Origin of the sequence: Amycolatopsis sp. NPDC048633 (assembly GCF_040650695.1) — a bacterium.
Classification (GTDB): Bacteria; Actinomycetota; Actinomycetes; order Mycobacteriales; family Pseudonocardiaceae; genus Amycolatopsis.
This window is the reverse complement of sequence record NZ_JBEZHS010000047.1, coordinates 32,161-51,999: the sequence shown is the minus strand read 5'-3', so window position 1 is coordinate 51,999 and position 19,839 is coordinate 32,161. Positions and strand designations below refer to the sequence as shown.

Here is a 19,839-nt window from a genome sequence, read left to right as displayed (position 1 = left end):
GCTCGTGGTTGATCAACCGCACCACTGTAACCGAGGCAGGCGGCCCCGGGCTGTGATGATCACTACGCCCAGTGCCGGCGCAGGTGCGGGACGAGGTCTTCGGGCCGCTCGTCGGGGAAGAACAGCTTCGCGCCGGGCACCTCGACGACCTCGGTGACGCCCGGGACGGCGTCGCGGAACCGGTACGCCCACTCGATCCCGAAGTTCGGGTCGCCGGTCCCCCACACCAGGAGCGTCGGCACCCGGAACTCCTTGAGGAGCGGCTCGATCGCGTCCAGCTCCTCGCCCCGGACCGACGTCAGCAGGCGCTCGAACTGCCGGGCCGCGTCGAGGGTCCCGAACACCGGGCGCGCGAACGCGTCCAGGACCTCGTCCGGCACCTGGTCCGGCCGCTCGTAACCCCCGCCGAGCGCCCCCGTGCGCGCCCGCCGCGGGTCCGCGGCGAGCCGGACCGCCAGTGGTGCGAGCTGCCCGCGTTCGGCCAGCTCGACGACCGGGCGGAACGCCTCGGGCGGCAGGTTCCCCTGCGTGTCGCAGTTGGTCAGGGTGAGCGTCCGGAGCCGGTCGGCGTGGCGCACGGCGAAGACCTGCGCGACCGCGCCGCCGGTGTCGTTGGCGACCAGGTCGAGCTCGCCCAGCTCCAGCGACTCGCAGAAGTCTTCGAGGAGCTGCGCCAGCCCGTTCAGGCTCAGGTCCTGCTCGGGCGTCACCGGTGAGGCGCCGTGGCCCGGCAGGTCGGGCGCGACGCACCGGCGCTCCCCCGCCAGCTCGGCCATCGCCTTGCGCCACAACAGGTTGTTCGTTCCCGCGCCGTGCACGAAGAGCGCGACCGGCCCTTCGCCGACGTCGGTGTAGCTCACGTCGCCGGACGCCGTCGACACGCGTCCGCGCTGGTCCTCCCAGGTTCGCAGATCCATCGGTACAGTCCCTCCAGAAGTAAACCGACTGACGGTCTAGTATGAACAGACCGTCAGTCGGTTTGTCAACGACGGAGGCTGCCGACCCGCATGAACAAGAAGATCGACCGGGGCCAGGCGACCCGCGAGCACCTCGTCGCGGTCGCCACCGGCCTGTTCACCGAACACGGCTACGACGGCACCTCGATCGAGGCCGTCCTGCGGGCCGCCGACGTGAGCCGGGGCGCGCTCTACCACCACTTCCCCGGCAAGGACGCGCTGTTCGCCGCGGTCCTGGACACCGTCTACGACCGCGTCGAAGCCGAGGGGGCGCGGGCCATCGAGGGCATGGACGACCCGGCGGTGGCGTTGCGCACCGCCTGCCTGACCTGGATCCGGAGCGCCGCGGACCCGGTGGTGCGGCAGGTGATGCTCATCGACGCGCCCGCCGTGCTGGGCTGGCAGCGCTGGCGCGAAGGCGACGAAGCCCGCACGCTCGGCAAGCTCAAGGCCGCCCTGCGGTTCGCGGCCGCCGAGGGCCGGATCGCGCCGATCCGCGTCGACTTCTTCGCGCACGTGCTGCTCGCCGGGCTGAACGAGATCGCGATGCTGATCGCCCGCGCCGAGGACCAGGCGAGCGCCGCCGCCGAGGGGGAAGCGGCCGCCGGGGACCTGCTCGACCGGTTGCTCGGGAAATGAAGAAGGGCCGGGGCGACCACCGTCGCCCCGGCCCGTTCTTCGTGGTTTACGCGGTTTCGAACGGCTGGACGTTCGGCTGGAACACCTGCCCGTTGGCCGGGACCTTGAGGTCGGTCAGGTAGTCCGCCACGGCCTTGTCGACGCCGAGGGCGTCGCCCAGGATGCAGTGGCCGAACGCGTCGACCGACAGCAGCCGGGTGTTGCCGAGCTCGGCCGCCATCCGCTGCGCGAACTTGTACTGCGTCGCCGGGTCGTAGTAGTTGCCGACCACGACCACCGGGACGTCGGTCTTGGCCCGCCACGGGCCGCGGTAGACGTCCGGCTTCTTCGCCGGCCACACCGGGCAGCCCGCCGTGTCGGCGAACGCCTGGTAGCGGCCGAAGGTGCGCGACTCGCGCTCCCACTTGGCGGCGATGTCCGGCACCTGCTCCTGCTTGATCTTGAACGGCTTGTCGGAGCAGTTGACGGCGAAGTACGAGTCGTCGCTGGTGTAGGGGCTGTCCGGGTTCTGGTCGGCCAGGCCCTGCTTGCCGCCGGTGAGCACCTTCAGCTGCTTGGCCCGCAGTGCCTGCGCCTGCGCACCGGCCGGGTGGATGACCTCGTACAGCACCTGCAGGTCCTCGGCCAGGCCGGGGAACGCCGCCGGCGAGTACAGGACGCTCGAGACCCCGCCGGTGAACGAGTTGATGTCCACGGAGCCGCCGCCGGGCATGGTGATCGGCTGCTTGCGGAGGTACTCGCGCAGTTCGTCGAACTTCGCCCGCGGGGTGCCGTCGCTGAACGCGCACTTCGCGCCGGCCTGGTCGCAGCGCTTGAGGAACCCCTCGAGCGAGATCTCGAAGCCCTGCGCGCGTTCCCGGTCGTACTGCACGCCGTCGCTGGTGCGCAGCGCCGGGTCGACGTTGCCGTCGATGACGATCGCGCGGGACTGCTTCGGGAACATCGACGTGTAGGTCGAGCCGATCAGCGTCCCGTAGGAGAAGCCGACGAAGGTCAGCTTCTGGTCGCCGACCGCCGCGCGCAGCGTGTCGAGGTCGCGCACGACGTCCTTGGTGGACATGTGGTTCAGCAGCGAACCCGCGTTGTTCTTGCAGAACTTGCCGTAGTCGCGGTAGCTGGCGAGGGTGCCGGAGATCTCGGCGCGGCTCAGCGGCACCGGGATCTGGGCGCCGAAGACCTCGTCGGCGTCCTCCTGCGTGGTGAAGCAGCGCAGCGGGTTGCTCTGGCCGACGCCGCGCGGGTCGAACCCGACGAGGTCGAACCGGTCGAGCACCTGCGGCTGGAAGTAGAACTGGCCGCCGATCGGCATCCGCAGGCCCGAGCCGCCGGGACCACCGGGGTTGAGGAACAGCGAGCCGACGCGCGCGTCCGGCGTGCGGGCGGCGCGCTTCAGCAGGGCGATGTCGATGGTGCCCAGCGTGGCGTTGTCGTGGTCGATCGGCACGCGGTAGCGCGCGCAGCTGTAGAACTTGACCTGGTCCGCGGGCACGCCGGCGAGGGTGTCGCTCGAGCAGGTGCCCCAGTTGACGGCGGCGGTCGCCCCGACGACGGCGGGCTTGGCCACCGCGTCTTCGGCCGCCGCGGCGGTACCGGCCGTCCCGGCCAGTCCCACGCCGGCCACGAGCGCCGCCACCAGTGCGAACGACCGCACCCGGCCCTGTGTGGATCTCGGCAAGACATCTCCTCCCTAGGTCACGCACATCGCCGCGCGATCAAGACATCACGGCGCGTTACCCGGGAGAGACTGGCACAAATCGGTGAAAGCCGTCACCGGCCGAAAGGATGGTGGGAACCTACCGAACGAGGTGAGTGAGTAGGAAAACGGGCAACGGCCTGCCCGCTTCCTTCTGCTCCATCGCATACCCCGGCCAGAACTCCAGCAGCTCCCGCCACATCGCGGCGTACTCCTCGCCCTGCAGCTCGCGCGCGACGACCTCGACCGGCTTTCCGGCGCGCGCCACCTGGCACTTCGGGTTCGCGCGCAGGTTGAGCGCCCACGCCGGGTCGTTCGGGCGGCCCCAGTTGGACGCCGTCAGCACCAGGTCGTCGCCGTGGGGGAAGCAGAGGAGGTTCGTGCTCCGGGGCAGGCCGCTCTTGCGACCGGTCGTCGTGAGGCGGAGGGACGGCAGCCCGGCGAGCGCCACGAGGCTCACCCGGCCGCCGAACGCCCGGTGCAGTTTCTTGTCCGCCCACACGACGAACCCGGCCGTGCGCATCAGCCACGGCTTGGTGCCGACGGCCCGGGCGAGCGCCCGGAGAGGATTAGCCACGCACAGATCTTGCCAGGCTCACCCCGAACCGCTGCTGCGAGTCGGTCCACCAGCGGTCGAGCGCGAACCCGGCCGCCGCCAGCTCGGCTTCGACGCCGCCCGGGCGGAACTTGGCCGAGATCTCCGTGCGGATGTGCTCCCCCTCGGCGAACTCCACCGTCAGGTCCGCGCCGGGGATCTCCACCGAAAGCGCGCGCCGGGCCCGCAGGCGCATCTCGATCCACTCGTTCTCCGCGTCCCAGTGCGAGACGTGCTCGAACTCGTCGACGTCGAAGTTCGCGCCCAGCCGGGTGTTGATCACCCGCAGCACGTTCTTGTCGAACTCGCCCGTGACGCCGGCCGCGTCGTCGTAGGCGCGCTCGAGGATGGCGGGGTCCTTGACCAGGTCGGTGCCGAGCAGCAGCCACTCCCCCTCGTCGAGCACCTCGCGCACCGACCGCAGGAAGGCCCCGCGCTCGGCGGGCAGGAAGTTGCCGATCGTGCCGCCGAGGAAGGCCACCACCCGCGGCTGGCCGCCGGGCAGCAGGGCCAGGTGCTGGGTGAAGTCGCCGACGACACCGCGGACGGCCAGCCCCGGGTAGTCCTTCGAGATCGCCTCGGCGGCCTCGGCGAGCGCGGACTCCGACACGTCGAGCGGCACGAACGCCTCCAGCGTCCCGTGCCCGGTGAGCGCGTCGAGCAGCAGCCGGGTCTTCTCGCTCGACCCGGACCCGAGCTCGACGAGCGTGTGCGCATCGGTCAGCTCCGCGACGTCCTTGGCGTGCGCGGCCAGCACCTCGCGCTCGCTGCGGGTCGGGTAGTACTCCGGCAGCTGGGTGATCTTCTCGAACAGCTCGCTGCCTTCGGCGTCGTAGAACCACTTGGGCGGCAGCCACTTCCGCTCGGCGGTGAGCCCGGCGACGACGTCCGCGCGCAGTTCCGCGGTGACGGTGTCGCCGGAGCGGTGGTGGTCGAGATCGACTTCGGTCATGGGTGAATGCCTTCCAGGGTCAGGGGAAGCAGTTCGACGCCGGCCGCGGTGGCGCGCACGGCGTGGTGGTCCGGGACGGGTTTCCAGCGCGGGTCGCCGTCCAGGGGTTCGGACGCCAGCAGCACGCCCGCCGGGGTCTCCAGCAGGGACAGCGCGTGCGTCCAGGCGGTGCCGATGAGGGTCGAGCCGTCGGTCAGCAGGAAGTTGAGCCGGGAGCCGGGGGCGGCCGCCTCGACGGCGGTCGTCAGCCCGGCCACCGCCGTCAGCGGGTCCTCCCCCGCCGCCAGCCGGGCCCGCAGCAGGGCCCAGAGCACCGCCGAATCCGTCGGCGCCTCCAGGGTCAGCAGTTCGGTGACGGGCAGGGTCTTGGCCTGCTCGGCGAGCGAACCCGGCCAGCCGCGGACGACGCCGTTGTGGCTGAACAGCCACTGCCCGGCGGTGAACGGCGCCGCGGCCGCCTCGGTCACCGGCATGCCGGTGGTGCCGTTGCGGACCGCGGCGACGAACGCGCCCGAGGCTACCGACGCGGCCAGCGGCGGCAGCGTCTCGTCCGTCCACAGTGGAGTGGACCGCCGGTGCCTGAGCGGCCCGGAGCCCGGGCCGGGGTACCACCCCAGCCCGAACCCGTCGGCGTTCACCGAGCCGCCGCCGCGCATGTCCGCCGGCGCGTAGGACTGCACCAGCAGCGAATGCGGCGCGCGAAAGAGCGCCTCGGCGGGCGGAACCGGCTCGCCGAGGTAGGCGATGTGCCTGCACATGGCGCCTAGCCCACCTCGCCGGGTGCCGCGTCGCGAGCCGTCCGGAAGCCGGCGAAGATCTGCCGCCGGATCGGGTAGTCCCAGTTGCGGAACGTGCCCCGGACCGCCGCCGAGTCGGTGCCGAACGAGCCGCCGCGCAGCACCTTGTGCTCCGGCCCGAAGAAGACCTCCGAGTACTCCCGGTACGGGAACGGCGCGAAGCCCGGGTAGCCGTGGAAGTCCGTGCTCGTCCACTCCCAGACGTCACCGATCAGCTGGTGCACGCCGGTCGGCGACGCGCCGGCCGGGTACGCCCCCGCCGGCGCCGGGCGCAGGTGCCGCTGGCCGAGGTTGGCGTGCTCGGCGGACGGCTCGTCGTCACCCCACGGGAACCGCCGCGAGCGGCCGGTCGCCGGGTCGAACCGCGCCGCCTTCTCCCACTCCGCCTCGGTCGGCAGCCGCCGCCCGGCCCAGGCCGCGTACGCCTCGGCCTCGAAGTAGGAGACGTGCACGACCGGCTCGCCGGCCGTGACGCGCTCGTAGGCCCCGAACCGGGTCCGCCACCAGCCGTCCTGCTCCCGCTTCCAGAAGCGCGGCGCGGTGATGCCGCTTTCGGTCCGGTAGGCCCACCCGGCCGGGCTCCACCACTGCTCGTCGTCGTAGCCGCCGCTGTCGAGGAACTCGGCGTACGCCCCGCAGGTCACCGGGGTCGTGTCCAGCCAGAACGCCTCGACGGCGATCTCGTGCGCCGGGCGCTCGTTGTCCAGCGCCCACGGCTCGGCCGAGGTGCCCATGGTGAACGCGCCGCCCGGGACCAGCACCTCGGCGGCGAGGGTGCCTGACCGCGCGGGCGGCGGCTCCGGCGCATGCAGCACCGGGTCGCCCTGGCGCAGCTGGTGGGTGGCCAGCATGGTCTCGTCGTGCTGCTGTTCGTGCTGGGTGATCATGCCGAACGCGAACGCCTGCTCGGTCAGCCTGCTGCCTTGCAGCGGGACGCGTTCCAGCACGTCGAACGCCTTTTCGCGGACCTGCTTGACGTAGGCGCGCGCCTCGGCCGGGCCGAGCAGCGGCAGCTCCGGCCGGTCGGCGCGGGCGTGCTGGAAGGCGTCGTAGATGTCGTCGATGTCCGGACGCAGCGGCTCCCGGCCGCCGACGTCGCGGACCAGCCACAGCTCCTCCTGGACGCCGATGTGCGCCAGGTCCCAGACCAGCGGCGACATCAGCTTGGAGTGCTGGCGGACCAGGTCCTCGTCGTCGACCGCGTCGGTCAGCGCGACGCTGCGCGCGCGGGCCCGGGTCAGTGCTTCGGCGGCCCGGGCGCGCAGGTCCTGCGCGCTCAGGCCGGCAAGTGCCTCAGCTGTGTTCGCTTCGGTACTCATGCTTCGCTCCTCGATCGATACGCGCGCCCCTGCACGCTCTCGCTGATCTCGGTGATCGACTCCTCCGCCAGCCCCGTCGCGCCCAGCTCGGCGCAGCCGAGGTCGGCCAGCGCCGCCGCGGTGGCCGCCAGAGCCGGGTCCGCCAGGCCGCGCCGCGCCGCCGTGGTCCAGCGGCCGGCGACCGGTGCGCACAGGTCGCGCACCTTTTCCACGGTGGACGGACGGGCGAGCAGCGCGGTGACCAGGGCCACCGGTGGCAGCCACTCGCCGGGCGGCTGCGCGTCGAGGTACCGGATCTCCAGGTACCCCTGCGGGCGGACCGGGGTGAACATCGTGGTGAGGTGGTAGTCGAGGTCCGCCGTCGTCGGTTTCGGCAGCAGGGCGGCCGCGCCCCTGCCGTCGATCCAGTCGGCGAACGTCAGCCCGTCCGGCGCGTCCCACGGCCGGCCGCCGCGCGGCAGCACCATCAGGGGGACGTCCATCAGGCGCCCGGCCCATTCCGCGGCCGGGTCGTCGTCCGCCACGCGCGCCGTGCGGGTGCGGACCGCTTCCGTGTCGTGCACCGCCAGCCACCGGGCGGAAGCGCGCCCGGTGTCGCGGCCGGCGTGGAGGCGTGCGTTGGCGAAGAGGGCGAGCAGCGGCGGGCCCATCGCGTGGGCCGCCGACCACCGGGCCGCGTACTGCTCCGGCTCTCCCGCGTCGACGCAGACCTGCAGGCCGGCGGTGCTGCACATCATCGTGATGCCACCCCGGCCGATCGGCGCGAACCGGCGCTCCATCGCCGCGTAGCGCGGCGTGCGCAGGATCCGGCGGGGCGCCCGGTGGGCGTCGATGCCGGTTTCGCCCAGCACGAGGCCGTGCCGGGTGAGGCGGTCGCGCAGGTGGTGGAGGTCGGCCGTGACGGCTGCGTCGAGGTCGCGCAGGGAGGCCTGGGGAAGAGCGGAGATTTCGACCTGTCCCCCGGGCTCGAGGCTCACTGGGGAGCCTGCCGGGAGCGGCGTTGCGGGGCTGTCGGGGCGGAGCGTCCGCGGGGTGTGCGGACCCAGCGCCGTGGCGAGGACATCGGGATCGAGGGGTCTGGCCGGGTCGTCGGCGTGGTGCACGATGAACTCCAGCTCGACGCCGGTCAGGCGCGGTGGCCCGTGCTTGAAGCACACCGATGCGACGTACGCCTCCCCGGCCGCGCGGTCCGCGAGGACCCGCGCCGTACGGTTCGACGCACTACCCGACTTCTCGGGAAACTCGTGCACCGTAGACACTTCTGTCATGTCCGTCCTGTTCCGTGTGGTGGAACTTCTTGACTTCGGACGCTACACGCGGGGTACGACAAAATCAGGCCGGATCTTGCGCTGCGGGACCGGTTCACCACTCCGTAAGAAGTCCCGGATCAGGGCAAAGCGGACTCGGTGCCCAGCCCCAGCTCGGCCGCGGAGGCCCGGACGGCCTCGATCACCAGGTGCAACGCCGGTCGCCGGAACGCGGTGCGCCGGTAGGCGATCGACACCGTCCGCAGCAGCGGTGTGGTGAGCGCGACGACGTCGATCCCGGGCGGCCGCAGCAGCCGCAGGCCCAGGTCCGAGACCAGGGTGACGCCGAGCCCGGCGCCCACCATGGCCATCGCCGTGGATTGCTCTTCGACCTCGTGGTTGATCTTCGGGGAGAAGCCGTGCCGCCGGCAGGCCGTGCGCATCGCCCGGCCGAAGTGCGACTTCGGGCTGGCCAGGATCCACGGGTGCTCGGCGAGCTCGTCCAGGGAGGCCGACCCCGAGGGCACCGCGCCCCGCGGCACCGCGGCGTGCAGCCGCTCCACGGCCACGACGGCGCGTTCCAGCCCGCTGTCCCACGTCGTCGGCGCGTCGGAGTAGTCGATCACGAACGACAGGTCGAGCGTGCCGTCGCGGACGGCCTCGGCGGTGTCCTCCGGCGCCAGCTCACGCGTGCGCACCTCGATGCCGGGGTGTTCGCCGGCCAGCGCGGTCAGCGCCGTCGGGAGCAGCCCCGAGGCCACCGACGCCCACACGCCGGCGACCAGCCGGACCGTGCGGGACTCCTGGGCCTCCTCCAAGGCGAGGGTCGCGCGCTCCACCGAGCCGAGGATCTCCTCGGCGTGCTCGGTGAGCAGGTTGCCCAGCTCGGTCAGCTGGACGCGCCGCCCGAGCCGTTCGAAGAGCTTGGCTCCCACGTCCCGCTCCAGCTGCGCGAGCTGCTGCGACACCGCCGAAGCGGTGTAGTGCAGAGCCGCCGCGGCCGCGGTGACGGTGCCTCGGCGGTGCAGCTCGCGGAGCATCCTCAACCGATGCAACGAAAGCTCCATACACCAAACCTAAACGACATCGTGCAGCAGCGTTAAATGGACGCGAGGGCCACCCGGGGCGCACGCTCGGAAGAGGCGGTCGCCGGACCGCCCCGGAACTTCCCTGGAGGTGAGTGGCCCCGATGACCCCCCGCAACGCCGAGCCGCTGATGCGACTGACGTGGACCGATCCCATCACCGGCGCGAACGGCTACCTGGTCGTGCACAGCCTGGTCTCCGGCGTCGCCACCGGCGGCACCCGGATGCGCGCGGGCTGCACGATGAGCGAGGTGGAGGACCTCGCCCGGGGCATGGCCAACAAGACCGCGACCTTCAACCTGCCGGTCGGCGGGGCGAAGGGCGGCATCGACTTCGACCCGAAGGACCCGCGGGCGTTCGGCGTGCTGAAGCGGTTCTGCGCGTTCCTGCGGCCGTGGCTGGACGCGCACTGGGTGACCGCCGAGGACCTCGGCGTGCCGCAGCACCTGATCGACGAGGTGTTCGCCGAGCTCGGGCTCGAGCAGTCGTACCACGCGGCGATCGCCCGTTCGGCCGACCCGGCGCGCACCCTGCGCCGGGTGCAGGCCGGCCTCAACGCGCCGGTGCCCGGCGGGCTGCTGCTCGGCGACGTCGTCGGCGGCTACGGCGTGGCGCAGGCGTGCCTCGGCGTCGCGGCGGCGTGGGACTGGGACGTGCACGAGACGACCGTGGCGATCCAGGGCATCGGCACCATGGGCGGCGGCGCGGCCTGGTACCTGCACGAAGCCGGCATGAAGGTGGTCGCGGTGGCCGACGCCGCGGGCACGCTGTACGACCCGGTGGGCCTCGACGTCCCGGCGCTGCTGGAACTGCGCGACCGCTTCGGCGAGGTGGACCGCACCCGGCTGCCCGCCGGAGTGCGTTCGCTCCCCCGCGAGACGGTCGTCGGCATCGACGCCGACATCTTCGTGCCGGCCGCGATCTCGTACGCCCTGCGGACGGACAACGAGAACCTCGTCAAGGCGGCGGTGGTCGTCGAGGCCGCCAACGCGGCGACGACGCCGGAAGCGGAAGCGGCGCTTTCGGCACGCGGTGTCGCGGTCGTGCCGGACTTCGTCGCCAACGCGGGCGCGGCGGCGTGGGCGTGGTGGCTGCTGCTGGGCGAGGTCGGCGCGGACCCGGCCGACTCGTTCCTGCGGCTGCGCACCGAGATGCAGGCCAAGGTCGCGCTCCTGCTGACCGGCTGGAACATGGACCGGCTGCCGCTGCGCGTCACCGGGCTGCGGCTGGCCGAGACCACCCGGGCCCAGCGTGCCGAGGCGGCGCTCGCGCCCGAGGGTGAGCCGAGCCTGCTCATCCCGTGAGCCGGGGTCCGCGCGGCTCGGTGTGAACGGAGACGACCCGGGAGTCCGCGCGGCGCTTCGTCGGGGAAGCGCCGCGCGGAAGCCTTCAGCCCGCGAACCGGTCGGTCGCCCCGACCAGGACGTCCTGCATCGGGGCGTTCCCCGTGGAGTGCCCGACGTTGTCGAGCATGACCAGCTCGCTGCCCGGCCAGCCGTGGTGCAGCAGCCACGGCGTGCCGACGATGTTGCTCGTGTCGAGCACGCCCTGGGCGAGCACGGCCGGGATGCCCGCGAGCTTGCCGAGGTTGCGCAGGATCTCGCCGTCGGGCAGGAACGCCCGGTTGCTGAAGTAGTGCGTGACGAGCCGCGCGAAGCAGAGCCGGTAGGCCGGGTCCTCGAAGACGTCGTGCGGCGGGACGCCGGGGAGCATGGCGTCCTCCCAAGCGCACCAATCGGCCGCCGCCTTGTGGTGGACCTCGGGGTCCGGGTCCATCAGCAGCCGGTGGTAGGCCGCGGAGAGGTCGCCGTCCCGCTCGTTCTCGGGCACGCCTTCGCGGAACTTCGCGAAGCCCTCGGGGAAGTACGCGCCGAGGCCGCGGATGAGCATCTCGATCTCGAGGAAGCGGTCGGTGGCCAGGCCCATCAGGATCAGCTCGCTGACCCGGCCGGGGTGGCGCAGCGCGTAGGTCAAGCTCAGCACGCACCCCCAGGAACCGCCGAACAGCAGCCACTTTTCGATGCCCAGCCGGGTGCGCAGCAGCTCGAAGTCGGCCACCAGGTGCTCGGTCGTGTTCGCGGACATATCGGCGACCGCGGCACCGGCGTGCGGGGTGCTGCGGCCGCAGCCACGCTGGTCGACGAGCACGACCCGGTACTTCGCCGGGTCGAAGTACCGGCGGAGGTTCGTCGAACAGCCCGAGCCCGGGCCACCGTGCACGACCAGCGCCGGCTTGCCGTCCGGGTTCCCGCAGGTCTCCCAGTAGATCTCGTGCCCGTCGCCGACGTCGAGCATGGCGTGTTCGTACGGTTCGACCTCGGGGTACAGCCCAGCCATCAGCGCGTCCTTCCACCGGAATACAACAGCGCTGTCACATTACCGCCGGAGGTCAAGCCTGCGCGCCCCTTTTTCGCCGCCGCCGCTACTCAGACGAGGGTGTCGGCCAGCTCCAGCAGCGTGTCGGCCAGCTCGCGCGGGCCCGCCGGGCCGATGTGGATGACGGCGTCGTCGCCCGCGCCGGAGGTGTAGCTGAGGTAGCGGCCCCAGTCCGTGTCGGCGTAGTGCAGCGGCTGCCGCAGGCAGGTGTGGCGCCCGATGTCGTCCCGGCGGCCGACGTAGAGCTCCCCGCTGCCCGAAACCGGGCGCTGGACGAGGCTGATGACGTCGGCGACCGCCGGGTGAAGCGGGTACGCGTCCTGACCGCGGCGAGCCGCCTCGGTCAGGTCCGCCACCCGGACGGTGCGCGGGTGGCCGCCGCCCGCGCCCATCGGCGGCAGCTGCTCGACGAGCGACTCGGCGAGCCGGTTCCGGTCGATCTCCTGGACGCCGACCTGCCTCCCGTCGGAGACCGCCAGGATCGCCTGGAGGCCCTTCGCGGCGGCGAGCACGCCGTAGGTCCGGCCGTCGACACCCACCCAGCCGTAGCACTCCCGCGCCGGGTTCACCAGCAGCGGGAGCCAGTCGAGGAAGTCGACGGAGGCCCGGCCGCGCGCGTCGACCAGCCCGGCCTCGGCCAACGCGGCGTCGACCCGCTTGCCGGCCTCCTCGCGCTCCTCGTCCGAAAGCCACAGCGGCTCCGGGCGGAGGGTGAGGTGCAGCTGACCGAGCTGCTCGCGCTCGGCCAGTGCGGCCAGCGCCTCGACCGGAACGTCCACCCGGCCTGTTGCCACGTCCACCCGCCTACTCCCCGATGACCGGCGGACTGGTCCGCTGGTCGGTGCCGAAGATCGCGTCCGGGTCCGCTTCGATCAGGAAGTCCGGGCGCTGGTGTTCATCGTCTTCCTCGCCTTCGCCGCGGCGGCCCCCGGCCCCCATGGGTCCCATCTGCCCGGACCGCCCCGCGGCCGACCGCGCGGCGGCGGCCTCCGCGGCGGCCGCGTTGCCGAGGCTGCCCATGCCGGAGCCGCGGCCGCTGCCGAGCCCGCGCTCCCCCGCGGCGCCGGACCCGGCACCGGACCCGGCACCGGACCCGGCACCGCGACCGGAGCCGCTTCCGGATTCGCTGCCGCTGCCGCTGCCGCTGATGGGCCGGCCGTTCGAATCGAGCAGCCGGCTTCCGGCGTTCCCGCTGGTCGGCCCGCGGCCGCCGGTGCTCGAGTTGGGGTCGTTGCCGAAGGTGTTCGAGTAGTTCTGACCGCCCCCGCCGCCGGTGTTGGTCGGGTAGAAGTCGATCCCGTCGGTGCCGGGCGGCGTCTTGCCCGGCCGGTCGGTGATCTGCCCCGGGCGGGTGGTCGTCGTGGTCGGACGGCCGGTGCCGGTCGTGTGGGTGTCGTCGCCGGGGGTGTCGGTCGTACCGGGCCGGTCCGTGCCACCGGGCCGGTCGGTGCCACCGGGACGATCCGTGCCGCCAGGGCGATCCGTGCCGCCCGGGCGGTCGGTACCGCCCGGCTGGTCGGGGCCACCGGTGTGCGTGGTGTCGACGCTGGAGGTCGAGGTGTGGTCGTCGGACTCGTTGTTCGGCGGCGGCTCCGGGTTCCACCGGTGCCGGTCGACGATGATCGGGCCGGGACCGTCGGGCTTGTTCACGGAGATGGCGGCGCCGTCGGACTCGAGCACGCCGTAGTCGGTCGGCAGCGCCGACCTGGTGCTGTCGGTGGCGCTGCTGTACTGGTCCATCACGCGGACGTTGGTTTCGTTCGCCGCGTTGTACTTCGCGATGCCCTCTTGGTAGTTGTCGATGTCGTCCTTGGCCATGAAGGGCCCGGCGATCGGGATCGCGGCCTTCAGGCCGACGCTCCAGGCGCTGGGCTTCTCCGGCTTCGGCGGCACCTCGACGACGCTGTAGCTCGAGTCGTCGAACACCGCGGCCTGGGTCTTCACGGAAGCCGTGGTCGCGTCCAGGGGCGCGGCGCTGTCGCGGAACGCTTGTTCCATCGGCCCCGCGCCGGCGTTCGCGGCGGCCGCGGCGTCGCCACTCCAGGACTCCACCATGCGAGCCTGGAGTGCCTTGATGCTCGCACCGCGCTCCATGTACGCGTCGGACAGCTCCTGGACCGTCTCCGCGGTCATCTGCAGCCCGCTGGTGTCGCCCTGTCTGAAGTTGTCGAAGATCTGCTTGCCGTCCACTCGTCAGGCCCCCTTGAGCGTCTTGATGATGTCGGACGCCACCTGCGTGGCCACCCCGCAGGAGTCGTCCGCTCCTTGGTAACCCTGGGCGTACACGTCGAATGCGAGGTCGTCGGCGATGCCGACGCCGAGGCCGCAGGAACCCATCGGCCGCTCGTCGATGGCGCCGAAGTAGATCGCCGGATAGCCCTCGACGTCCGGAGCGCGCTCGAGGAACCGGATCAACGTCTTGGTGCGGTAGCCCGAGTAAAGGCCGGCCAGGCCTCCCGCGCCCTCGTCGCGATTTCCCGTCCCGATCCCCACGGAGAGGCCGATGCCCTCGCCCCGCAGCTTCCACAGGCAGGAAGGCCCCGACTTGGTGAACAGCGAATCGTTGCTCTGTGCCTGGAATTCACCCGGGTCGGTGTAACGCAGAGAGGCGAGGACGTCCTTCGAGACGATCGCGCAGGCGTCTCCGACGTACTTGCTCGCGTCCAGCGGGACGGAGACCTTCGGCACTTCGGGATCCGCCGATGGCGCGTCCGTGCTCGACGATCCCGCGGCCGACGGGGATGCCGTGCCCGTGGTCGTCGTCGTGCACGCGGTCGCGAGGCCTGCGGCAACAGTCACGAGGACTGCCAGGACACCCAGTTTGGTTCGGGACAAGATCGGTTCGCCTATGCCTTGAAGGTGTCGGACAGGTCCTGGTCGGTGACCACCGTCTTCGACTGCGCTTCCTTGAGCTTCTTGATGTACTCCTGCGCGTACTTCCGCATGGACGTGTTCTGGCTCAGCAGCGCGACGATCGAGTCCGAGCTGGTCGAGACGTAGCTCCCGCTGACCGGATCCTTGCCGGGCGCGTTGCCGCTCTCGACCACGAGACGCTCGATCTTGTGCCCGTCGTCGACGATCTTGTCGAGGACGTCCTCCCACTGGCCGATGACCGCGGCCAGCTCTTCGGGGTCCATCTTGAACTGGCCACCCTTGCCGCCGCCGTAGACCCGGCCCGGGGTGTCGAAGACGTCACCCCAGAGCGCCTGCGCCGCCTGCCCGGCTTCGCCGATGATCACGCCCCGCACCTGCCCCTCAGTTCACCCACCGTGATGGTGCAAAGATTAGCCAACTGTCTCGCGCCGTGTCAGCGAATCGCCGCAACGTTCCGACGATGGGGTCTGCGGTTCGGTTCCCGGGCACTCCGGGTCACAGTACGTACGTACGGATTGCGAGATCCCGGTCCGCGGTGCCAGGATTTCAGGATGCCACGCGTAAGCCAGGATCACCTCGACGCAAGACGGCGCCAGATCCTTGACGGCTCGCGCGTGTGCTTCGCACGCTACGGCTACGAAGGTGCCACAGTCCGGCGCCTGGAGGAAGCCACCGGGCTGTCGCGCGGGGCCATCTTCCACCATTTTCGCGACAAGGAGTCGCTCTTCCTCGCCCTCGCCGAGGACGACGCCATCCGGATGGCCGACGTGGTCGCCGAACAAGGCCTGGTCCAGGTGATGCGGGACCTCCTCGCCGGCGGTGACCACCCCGCCGACTGGCTCGGCACCCGCCTCGAGGTCTCCCGACGGCTGCGCACCGACCCCGAGTTCCGCGCCCGCTGGGCCGAGCGCTCCGAGCAGCTGACCACCGCCACCCGCCTGCGCCTGCTGCGCCAGCGGGAGGCCGGGATCCTCCGCGACGACGTCGATGTCGACGTCCTCACCGCGTTCCTCGAGCTCGTCCTCGAAGGCCTGGTCTCGCACCTGGCCATGGGCCTGCCGGCGGCCGGCCTCGGCCCGGTGCTCGACCTCGTCGAGGAGACCGTGCGACGGCACCGGCCGGGCACCACCTGATCCGCCGTGGTCAAATGGCCCGCGTGGATCTTCTCGAGGCGCACGGCCAGGCGTTGCGGGCCTTCGGCGACGCGGTGCACGCGGCCGGGGACACCGCCTGGGGCCGCCGGACGCCGTGCACCGAGTGGACCGTCCGCGACCTCGTGAACCACCTCGTCGCCGAGCAGCTCTGGGCGCCGTCCCTGCTGGCCGGGGCCACATTGGACGACGTGGGCGACCGCTTCGACGGCGACGTCCTCGGCGACGACCCGGTGTCCGCCTGGGACACGGCCGCCGAGGCCGCCCGCGAGTCCTTCCTCGACGACGGCGTGCTGGAACGCGCGGTGCACGTGTCGACCGGGCTGCTCCCCGCCCGCGAGTACGGCTGGCAGATGACGATCGACGCGGCCGTGCACGCGTGGGACCTCGCGACGGCGCTGGGCCTGCCCAGTCCGGTGACGGCGGAACTCGCCGAACGGCTCCTCGAAGTCGTCCGGCCGTGGGTGGACGAGTGGCAGGGGCTCGGCATCTTCGACCCACCGGTCCCGGTCCCCCGCGGCGCGGGCCCGGCCGCCCGGCTCGTGGCCCTGCTCGGGCGCCGGCCGCGGTGAATCACCCGTGGCGGGGCTGCCCGAGCCCTGCTCGGGCGGCCTCCGGGGCGAATCACCCATCGAGGTGAGCGCGCCGACACACCGATATCCCGGCGGGCGCGGGCAGGGACACGTTAAACTCATCCGCATATTCGCAGTACACGCCGATTTCCTGCTGGGAGTGACCGTTTCGTGCGCGCAGCGCAGTCACCTGGTGACAGTACCGAGCCGGGTGACCGACCCGGCTGTCCGATAGGTTCATCCCCCGCCGACCGGGCGGGCCCGGAATGACCCAGATCCTCTTCGCCGTCCTCGGCGTCCTCCTCTTCTTGCTGCTGACCGTCGGCACCGGGCTCGCCGTCGCGGCCGAGTTCTCGCTGACCGCGCTCGAACGCAGCACCGTGGACGCCAACGTCCGCCAGGTCGGCGACCGCCGGGCGCTGACCGTCCAGAAAGCCCACCGGACGCTGTCCTTCCAGCTCTCCGGCGCCCAGGTCGCGATCACGCTCACCACGCTGATCACCGGGTACCTGGCCGAGCCGCTGATCGGCGAGCTCGTCCGGCCCGTGCTCACCGCGATCGGGCTGTCCGACTCCTTCGCCGCCGGCGCGTCGATCGTGCTCGCCCTGATCATCGCCACCTCGCTGTCGATGATCCTCGGCGAAATGGTGCCGAAGAACCTCGCCATCGCCCGGCCGCTGCCGACCGCGCGCGCCGTCGCCGGCTACCACTCGCGGTTCTCCGCGCTCTTCCGGTGGCTCATCACGCTGATGAACAACAGCGCGAACTTCCTCGTGCGCAAGTTCGGCGTCGAGCCCCAGGAGGAGCTGCGGTCCGCGCGCTCGCCGCAGGAGCTGGGCTCGATCGTGCGGTCCAGCGCCGAAAGCGGCACGCTCGACACGTCGACCGCCGAGCTGCTGGACCGCTCGCTGCGGTTCGGCGAGCGCACCGCGGAGGAGCTCATGACCCCGCGCGTGCAGCTTGAGTCGCTCGCGATCGACGACACCATCGAGGACCTCATCGACATCTCGCGCCGCACCGGCTTCTCGCGGTTCCCGGTGCACGCCGAGGATCTCGACGACGTCCGCGGCGCCGTGCACGTCAAGCAGGCCTTCGCGGTGCCCGCCGCCGACCGGGCCGCGGTGCCGATCGGCTCGGTCATGCGGCCGGTGCCGACGGTGCCCGAGTCCCTGCCCGGCGACGACCTGCTCAACCGGCTGCGCGACTCCCGCTTCCAGCTGGCGATCGTCGTCGACGAGTACGGCGGCACGGCCGGGCTCGTGACCCTGGAAGACGTCGTCGAGGAGATCATCGGCGACGTCCGCGACGAGCACGACGACCGCGAGGCGCCGGCGGCGCAGCAGGTCGGCACCGACAGCTGGCTGGTGTCCGGGCAGCTGCGCGCCGACGAGGTCACCGACGTCACCGGGTTCCGGATGCCCGACGGCGACTACGAGACCATCGCCGGGCTGATCCTCGAGCGGCTGGGCAAGATCCCCGCCGAGGGTGACGCCGCGGAGGTCGACGGCTGGCGGCTCACCGTCACCACGATGGACAAGCGCCGGATCGCCGAGGTCGAAGTGGCCCCGGTCCGGGCGTCCGAAGAAGCCGCGGCACCCGCGGCAGCCGAGGTGGTCTCGTGAGCGACTGGCTGAACATCGCCCTCGTCGTGGTCCTGCTGCTGACCAACGCCTTCTTCGTCGGCGCGGAGTTCACCCTGATCTCCTCGCGGCGCGACAGGCTCGAAGCGTTGCTGGAGCAGGGCAAGACGCGCGCGAAGATCGTGATCAACGCGAGCAAGCACGTGTCGCTGATGCTGGCCGGCGCGCAGCTGGGCATCACCATCTGCTCGCTGCTGCTCGGCCGCCTCGGCGAGCCCGCGATCGCGCACCGGCTCTCGGCGTTCTTCGACCTGTTGGGCCTGCCCGAGACGCTGCTGCACGCGGTCTCGTTCGCCATCGCGCTCGCGTTCATCACCGTGCTGCACGTGCTGATCGGCGAGATGGTGCCGAAGAACCTCGCGATCGCCGAGCCCGAGCGGCTCGCGCTGTGGCTGGTGCCGGTGCACGTCGGGTGGGTCAAGCTCGCCAACCCGTTCATCTGGCTGCTGAACTTCGTCGCCAACTCGCTGCTGCGCGCGGTGAACGTCGAGCCGAAGGACGAGCTCGAGACGGCCTACACCTCCGACGAGCTCGCCGAGCTGCTCAGCGAGTCGCGGCGGGAAGGCCTGATCGACCAGTCCGAGCACCGGCGGCTCACCCAGACGCTGTCGTCGGTGCAGAAGACCGTGGCCGACGTGCTGGTGCCCACCGCGGAGCTGACGACCCTGCCCTGCGGGCCGACCGTCGGCGACGTCGAGCGGGCGGTGTCCTCCACCGGCTTCTCGCGGTTCCCGGTGTGCACCGACGACGGGCGGCTGACCGGCTACATCCACGTGAAGGACGTCCTCGACCTGGCCGGGCACGACCCGGCGACGATCGTGCCGACGGCCAAGACGCGGGCGCTCACCGAGCTGCGGGCCGACGCTCGCCTCGACGTCGCGCTTTCGGCCATGCGCAAGGAAGGCAGCCACCTGGCGCGGGCGCTCGACACCGCGGGCAACGCCGTCGGCGTCGTCGCGCTCGAGGACCTCGTCGAGGAGTACGTGGGCACCGTGCGCGACGGAACCCACGTCGGCGCATGACCGGCGTCGAGGTGCTCGCCGAACCGGACTGGCTGGCCCGGGAGGCGGCGCACGTCGCGCGGATGCGGCGGTGGACGGTCCCGCACCAGGAGCGGCGCTCGCGGGGCGAGAAGCACCCGGTGCTGGACTTCCTGTTCACCTACTACTCGTACCGGCCTTCGCACCTCGAACGGTGGCAGCCCGGGCCCGGCGTCGCGCTCGCCGGGCCCGTGGCGCGGCGCTTCCTGGACCGCAAGGGGTACGCCGAGACCGCCGACGGCGTGGTCCTCGACCCGGCGGGCTTCACCGAGGGCAAGGCGCGGACGGCCGAGTTCGTCCTCGCCCTGCTGACCGCGACGGCGTCCCGCGCACCGCGGCTGAGCTGCTTCGGGCTGCACGAGTGGGCGATGGTCTACCGCGAGCCGGCCGACTCGGTGCGGCACAACCAGGTCCCGCTCCGGCTGGGCTCGGCGGGAACCGACGCCGTCGTCGAGTCGTCGGACATTCGGTGCGGGCACTTCGACGCTTTCCGGTTCTTCACCGACGACGCCCGGCCGCGCAACGAGCTGACGCCGGCCCGGGAGACGCAGGTCGCACTCGAGCAGCCCGGGTGCCTGCACGCGAACATGGATCTGTTCAAGTGGGCGTACAAGCTCGATCCGTTCGTGCCCGCGGAGCTCGTGGCGGACGCGTTCGAGCTGGCTGTCGAGATCCGGACGCTGGACATGCGGGCGAGCCCGTACGATCTGACCGCGCTGGGCTACCCGCCGGTGCGGATCGAGACAGCCGGGGGCCGAGCGGAGTACGCCCGGGCCCAGGGCGGCTTCGCCCGGCGGGCGGCACCGGTACGTGCTCGGCTGATCGCGCACTGCCATCGCCTGGTCAGCGCAGCACCCTGAGTACGCGCCACTGTGAGTCAGATTATTCTCTCACCGATACTCA

The 19,839-nt window shown here is 71.9% G+C and carries 20 protein-coding genes; 7 read left to right on the top strand and 13 right to left on the bottom strand.

The features are described from left to right. Positions 1 to 62: 62 nt before the first annotated feature. Positions 63 to 917 (bottom strand): alpha/beta hydrolase, encoded by an 855-nt coding sequence (locus AB0C38_RS44980; RefSeq protein ID WP_360686137.1) that lies wholly within the window; start codon positions 915 to 917, stop codon positions 63 to 65. A 90-nt stretch (positions 918 to 1,007) separates the two neighbouring features. Here AB0C38_RS44980 and AB0C38_RS44975 point away from each other — a divergent pair, with 90 nt between their 5' ends. After that, positions 1,008 to 1,595, top strand: coding sequence for a TetR/AcrR family transcriptional regulator (locus AB0C38_RS44975; protein ID WP_360686134.1), 588 nt, complete (start codon positions 1,008 to 1,010; stop codon positions 1,593 to 1,595). A gap of 46 nt (positions 1,596 to 1,641) precedes the next feature. Here AB0C38_RS44975 and AB0C38_RS44970 read toward each other — a convergent pair whose 3' ends face one another. The 7 genes from AB0C38_RS44970 to AB0C38_RS44940 form a co-directional block, all read right to left on the bottom strand. Beyond that, entirely contained in the window at positions 1,642 to 3,246 is a 1,605-nt protein-coding gene (locus AB0C38_RS44970; RefSeq protein WP_360686210.1) for an alpha/beta hydrolase, read from the bottom strand. A gap of 142 nt (positions 3,247 to 3,388) precedes the next feature. Beyond that, positions 3,389 to 3,811, bottom strand: coding sequence for a nitroreductase family deazaflavin-dependent oxidoreductase (locus AB0C38_RS44965; RefSeq protein ID WP_360686207.1), 423 nt, complete (start codon positions 3,809 to 3,811; stop codon positions 3,389 to 3,391). 46 nt (positions 3,812 to 3,857) lie between these two features. Then, positions 3,858 to 4,835 carry an L-histidine N(alpha)-methyltransferase gene (gene egtD / locus AB0C38_RS44960; RefSeq protein WP_360686131.1) on the bottom strand — a complete coding sequence of 326 codons (978 nt, stop codon included), beginning with the start codon at positions 4,833 to 4,835 and terminating at the stop codon, positions 3,858 to 3,860. Continuing rightward, complete coding sequence (gene egtC / locus AB0C38_RS44955; protein ID WP_360686128.1) at positions 4,832 to 5,593, bottom strand: ergothioneine biosynthesis protein EgtC; 762 nt, start codon at positions 5,591 to 5,593, stop codon at positions 4,832 to 4,834. Before egtC ends, egtD begins: the two co-directional genes overlap by 4 nt. A 5-nt stretch (positions 5,594 to 5,598) precedes the next feature. Then, positions 5,599 to 6,951 carry an ergothioneine biosynthesis protein EgtB gene (gene egtB, locus AB0C38_RS44950; RefSeq protein ID WP_360686125.1) on the bottom strand — a complete coding sequence of 451 codons (1,353 nt, stop codon included), beginning with the start codon at positions 6,949 to 6,951 and terminating at the stop codon, positions 5,599 to 5,601. Next, positions 6,948 to 8,210, bottom strand: a complete 1,263-nt coding sequence (locus AB0C38_RS44945) for a glutamate-cysteine ligase family protein (protein ID WP_360686204.1) — start codon at positions 8,208 to 8,210, stop codon at positions 6,948 to 6,950. The genes egtB and AB0C38_RS44945 overlap by 4 nt, the downstream gene beginning before the upstream one ends. A gap of 128 nt (positions 8,211 to 8,338) precedes the next feature. Beyond that, positions 8,339 to 9,265: a LysR substrate-binding domain-containing protein gene (locus tag AB0C38_RS44940; protein ID WP_360686122.1), complete on the bottom strand. Its 927-nt coding sequence runs from the start codon at positions 9,263 to 9,265 to the stop codon at positions 8,339 to 8,341. A 122-nt stretch (positions 9,266 to 9,387) separates the two neighbouring features. Here AB0C38_RS44940 and AB0C38_RS44935 point away from each other — a divergent pair, with 122 nt between their 5' ends. Beyond that, positions 9,388 to 10,587 (top strand): Glu/Leu/Phe/Val dehydrogenase dimerization domain-containing protein, encoded by a 1,200-nt coding sequence (locus AB0C38_RS44935; RefSeq protein ID WP_360686119.1) that lies wholly within the window; start codon positions 9,388 to 9,390, stop codon positions 10,585 to 10,587. A gap of 85 nt (positions 10,588 to 10,672) precedes the next feature. Here AB0C38_RS44935 and pip read toward each other — a convergent pair whose 3' ends face one another. The 5 genes from pip to AB0C38_RS44910 form a co-directional block, all read right to left on the bottom strand. Then, positions 10,673 to 11,620 (bottom strand): prolyl aminopeptidase, encoded by a 948-nt coding sequence (pip, locus tag AB0C38_RS44930; protein ID WP_360686116.1) that lies wholly within the window; start codon positions 11,618 to 11,620, stop codon positions 10,673 to 10,675. Between the two features lie 89 nt (positions 11,621 to 11,709). Further along, positions 11,710 to 12,438 carry an ESX secretion-associated protein EspG gene (locus tag AB0C38_RS44925; protein ID WP_360686201.1) on the bottom strand — a complete coding sequence of 243 codons (729 nt, stop codon included), beginning with the start codon at positions 12,436 to 12,438 and terminating at the stop codon, positions 11,710 to 11,712. A 25-nt stretch (positions 12,439 to 12,463) separates the two neighbouring features. Then, positions 12,464 to 13,849, bottom strand: a complete 1,386-nt coding sequence (locus AB0C38_RS44920) for a hypothetical protein (protein WP_360686113.1) — start codon at positions 13,847 to 13,849, stop codon at positions 12,464 to 12,466. Between the two features lie 3 nt (positions 13,850 to 13,852). Beyond that, complete coding sequence (locus tag AB0C38_RS44915; RefSeq protein WP_360686110.1) at positions 13,853 to 14,458, bottom strand: DUF3558 domain-containing protein; 606 nt, start codon at positions 14,456 to 14,458, stop codon at positions 13,853 to 13,855. 47 nt (positions 14,459 to 14,505) lie between these two features. Further along, positions 14,506 to 14,898, bottom strand: a complete 393-nt coding sequence (locus AB0C38_RS44910) for a hypothetical protein (protein ID WP_360686107.1) — start codon at positions 14,896 to 14,898, stop codon at positions 14,506 to 14,508. 186 nt (positions 14,899 to 15,084) lie between these two features. Here AB0C38_RS44910 and AB0C38_RS44905 point away from each other — a divergent pair, with 186 nt between their 5' ends. From AB0C38_RS44905 to AB0C38_RS44885, 5 genes are all read left to right on the top strand, one after another. Then, entirely contained in the window at positions 15,085 to 15,666 is a 582-nt protein-coding gene (locus AB0C38_RS44905) for a TetR/AcrR family transcriptional regulator (protein ID WP_086673969.1), read from the top strand. A gap of 23 nt (positions 15,667 to 15,689) precedes the next feature. Then, positions 15,690 to 16,256, top strand: a complete 567-nt coding sequence (locus tag AB0C38_RS44900) for a TIGR03086 family metal-binding protein (protein ID WP_360686104.1) — start codon at positions 15,690 to 15,692, stop codon at positions 16,254 to 16,256. A 266-nt stretch (positions 16,257 to 16,522) separates the two neighbouring features. After that, positions 16,523 to 17,878: a hemolysin family protein gene (locus AB0C38_RS44895; RefSeq protein WP_360686101.1), complete on the top strand. Its 1,356-nt coding sequence runs from the start codon at positions 16,523 to 16,525 to the stop codon at positions 17,876 to 17,878. Then, entirely contained in the window at positions 17,875 to 18,918 is a 1,044-nt protein-coding gene (locus AB0C38_RS44890) for a hemolysin family protein (RefSeq protein ID WP_360686098.1), read from the top strand. The genes AB0C38_RS44895 and AB0C38_RS44890 overlap by 4 nt, the downstream gene beginning before the upstream one ends. Next, on the top strand, positions 18,915 to 19,796 hold the full coding sequence (locus tag AB0C38_RS44885) for a 3-methyladenine DNA glycosylase (protein ID WP_360686096.1): 882 nt from the start codon (positions 18,915 to 18,917) through the stop codon (positions 19,794 to 19,796). Before AB0C38_RS44890 ends, AB0C38_RS44885 begins: the two co-directional genes overlap by 4 nt. Positions 19,797 to 19,839: the final 43 nt, after the last annotated feature.

Excerpts from the sequence above, each read along its gene's own strand:
- AB0C38_RS44980 (WP_360686137.1), bottom strand. The coding sequence starts at position 917 with ATGGATCTGCGAACCTGGGAGGACCAGCGCGGACGCGTGTCGACGGCG.
- AB0C38_RS44975 (WP_360686134.1), top strand. The coding sequence starts at position 1,008 with ATGAACAAGAAGATCGACCGGGGCCAGGCGACCCGCGAGCACCTCGTC.
- AB0C38_RS44965 (WP_360686207.1), bottom strand. The coding sequence starts at position 3,811 with ATGCGCACGGCCGGGTTCGTCGTGTGGGCGGACAAGAAACTGCACCGG.
- egtD (WP_360686131.1), bottom strand. The coding sequence starts at position 4,835 with ATGACCGAAGTCGATCTCGACCACCACCGCTCCGGCGACACCGTCACC.
- egtC (WP_360686128.1), bottom strand. The coding sequence starts at position 5,593 with ATGTGCAGGCACATCGCCTACCTCGGCGAGCCGGTTCCGCCCGCCGAG.
- egtB (WP_360686125.1), bottom strand. The coding sequence starts at position 6,951 with ATGAGTACCGAAGCGAACACAGCTGAGGCACTTGCCGGCCTGAGCGCG.
- AB0C38_RS44940 (WP_360686122.1), bottom strand. The coding sequence starts at position 9,265 with ATGGAGCTTTCGTTGCATCGGTTGAGGATGCTCCGCGAGCTGCACCGC.
- AB0C38_RS44935 (WP_360686119.1), top strand. The coding sequence starts at position 9,388 with ATGACCCCCCGCAACGCCGAGCCGCTGATGCGACTGACGTGGACCGAT.
- pip (WP_360686116.1), bottom strand. The coding sequence starts at position 11,620 with ATGGCTGGGCTGTACCCCGAGGTCGAACCGTACGAACACGCCATGCTC.
- AB0C38_RS44905 (WP_086673969.1), top strand. The coding sequence starts at position 15,085 with ATGCCACGCGTAAGCCAGGATCACCTCGACGCAAGACGGCGCCAGATC.
- AB0C38_RS44895 (WP_360686101.1), top strand. The coding sequence starts at position 16,523 with ATGACCCAGATCCTCTTCGCCGTCCTCGGCGTCCTCCTCTTCTTGCTG.
- AB0C38_RS44885 (WP_360686096.1), top strand. The coding sequence starts at position 18,915 with ATGACCGGCGTCGAGGTGCTCGCCGAACCGGACTGGCTGGCCCGGGAG.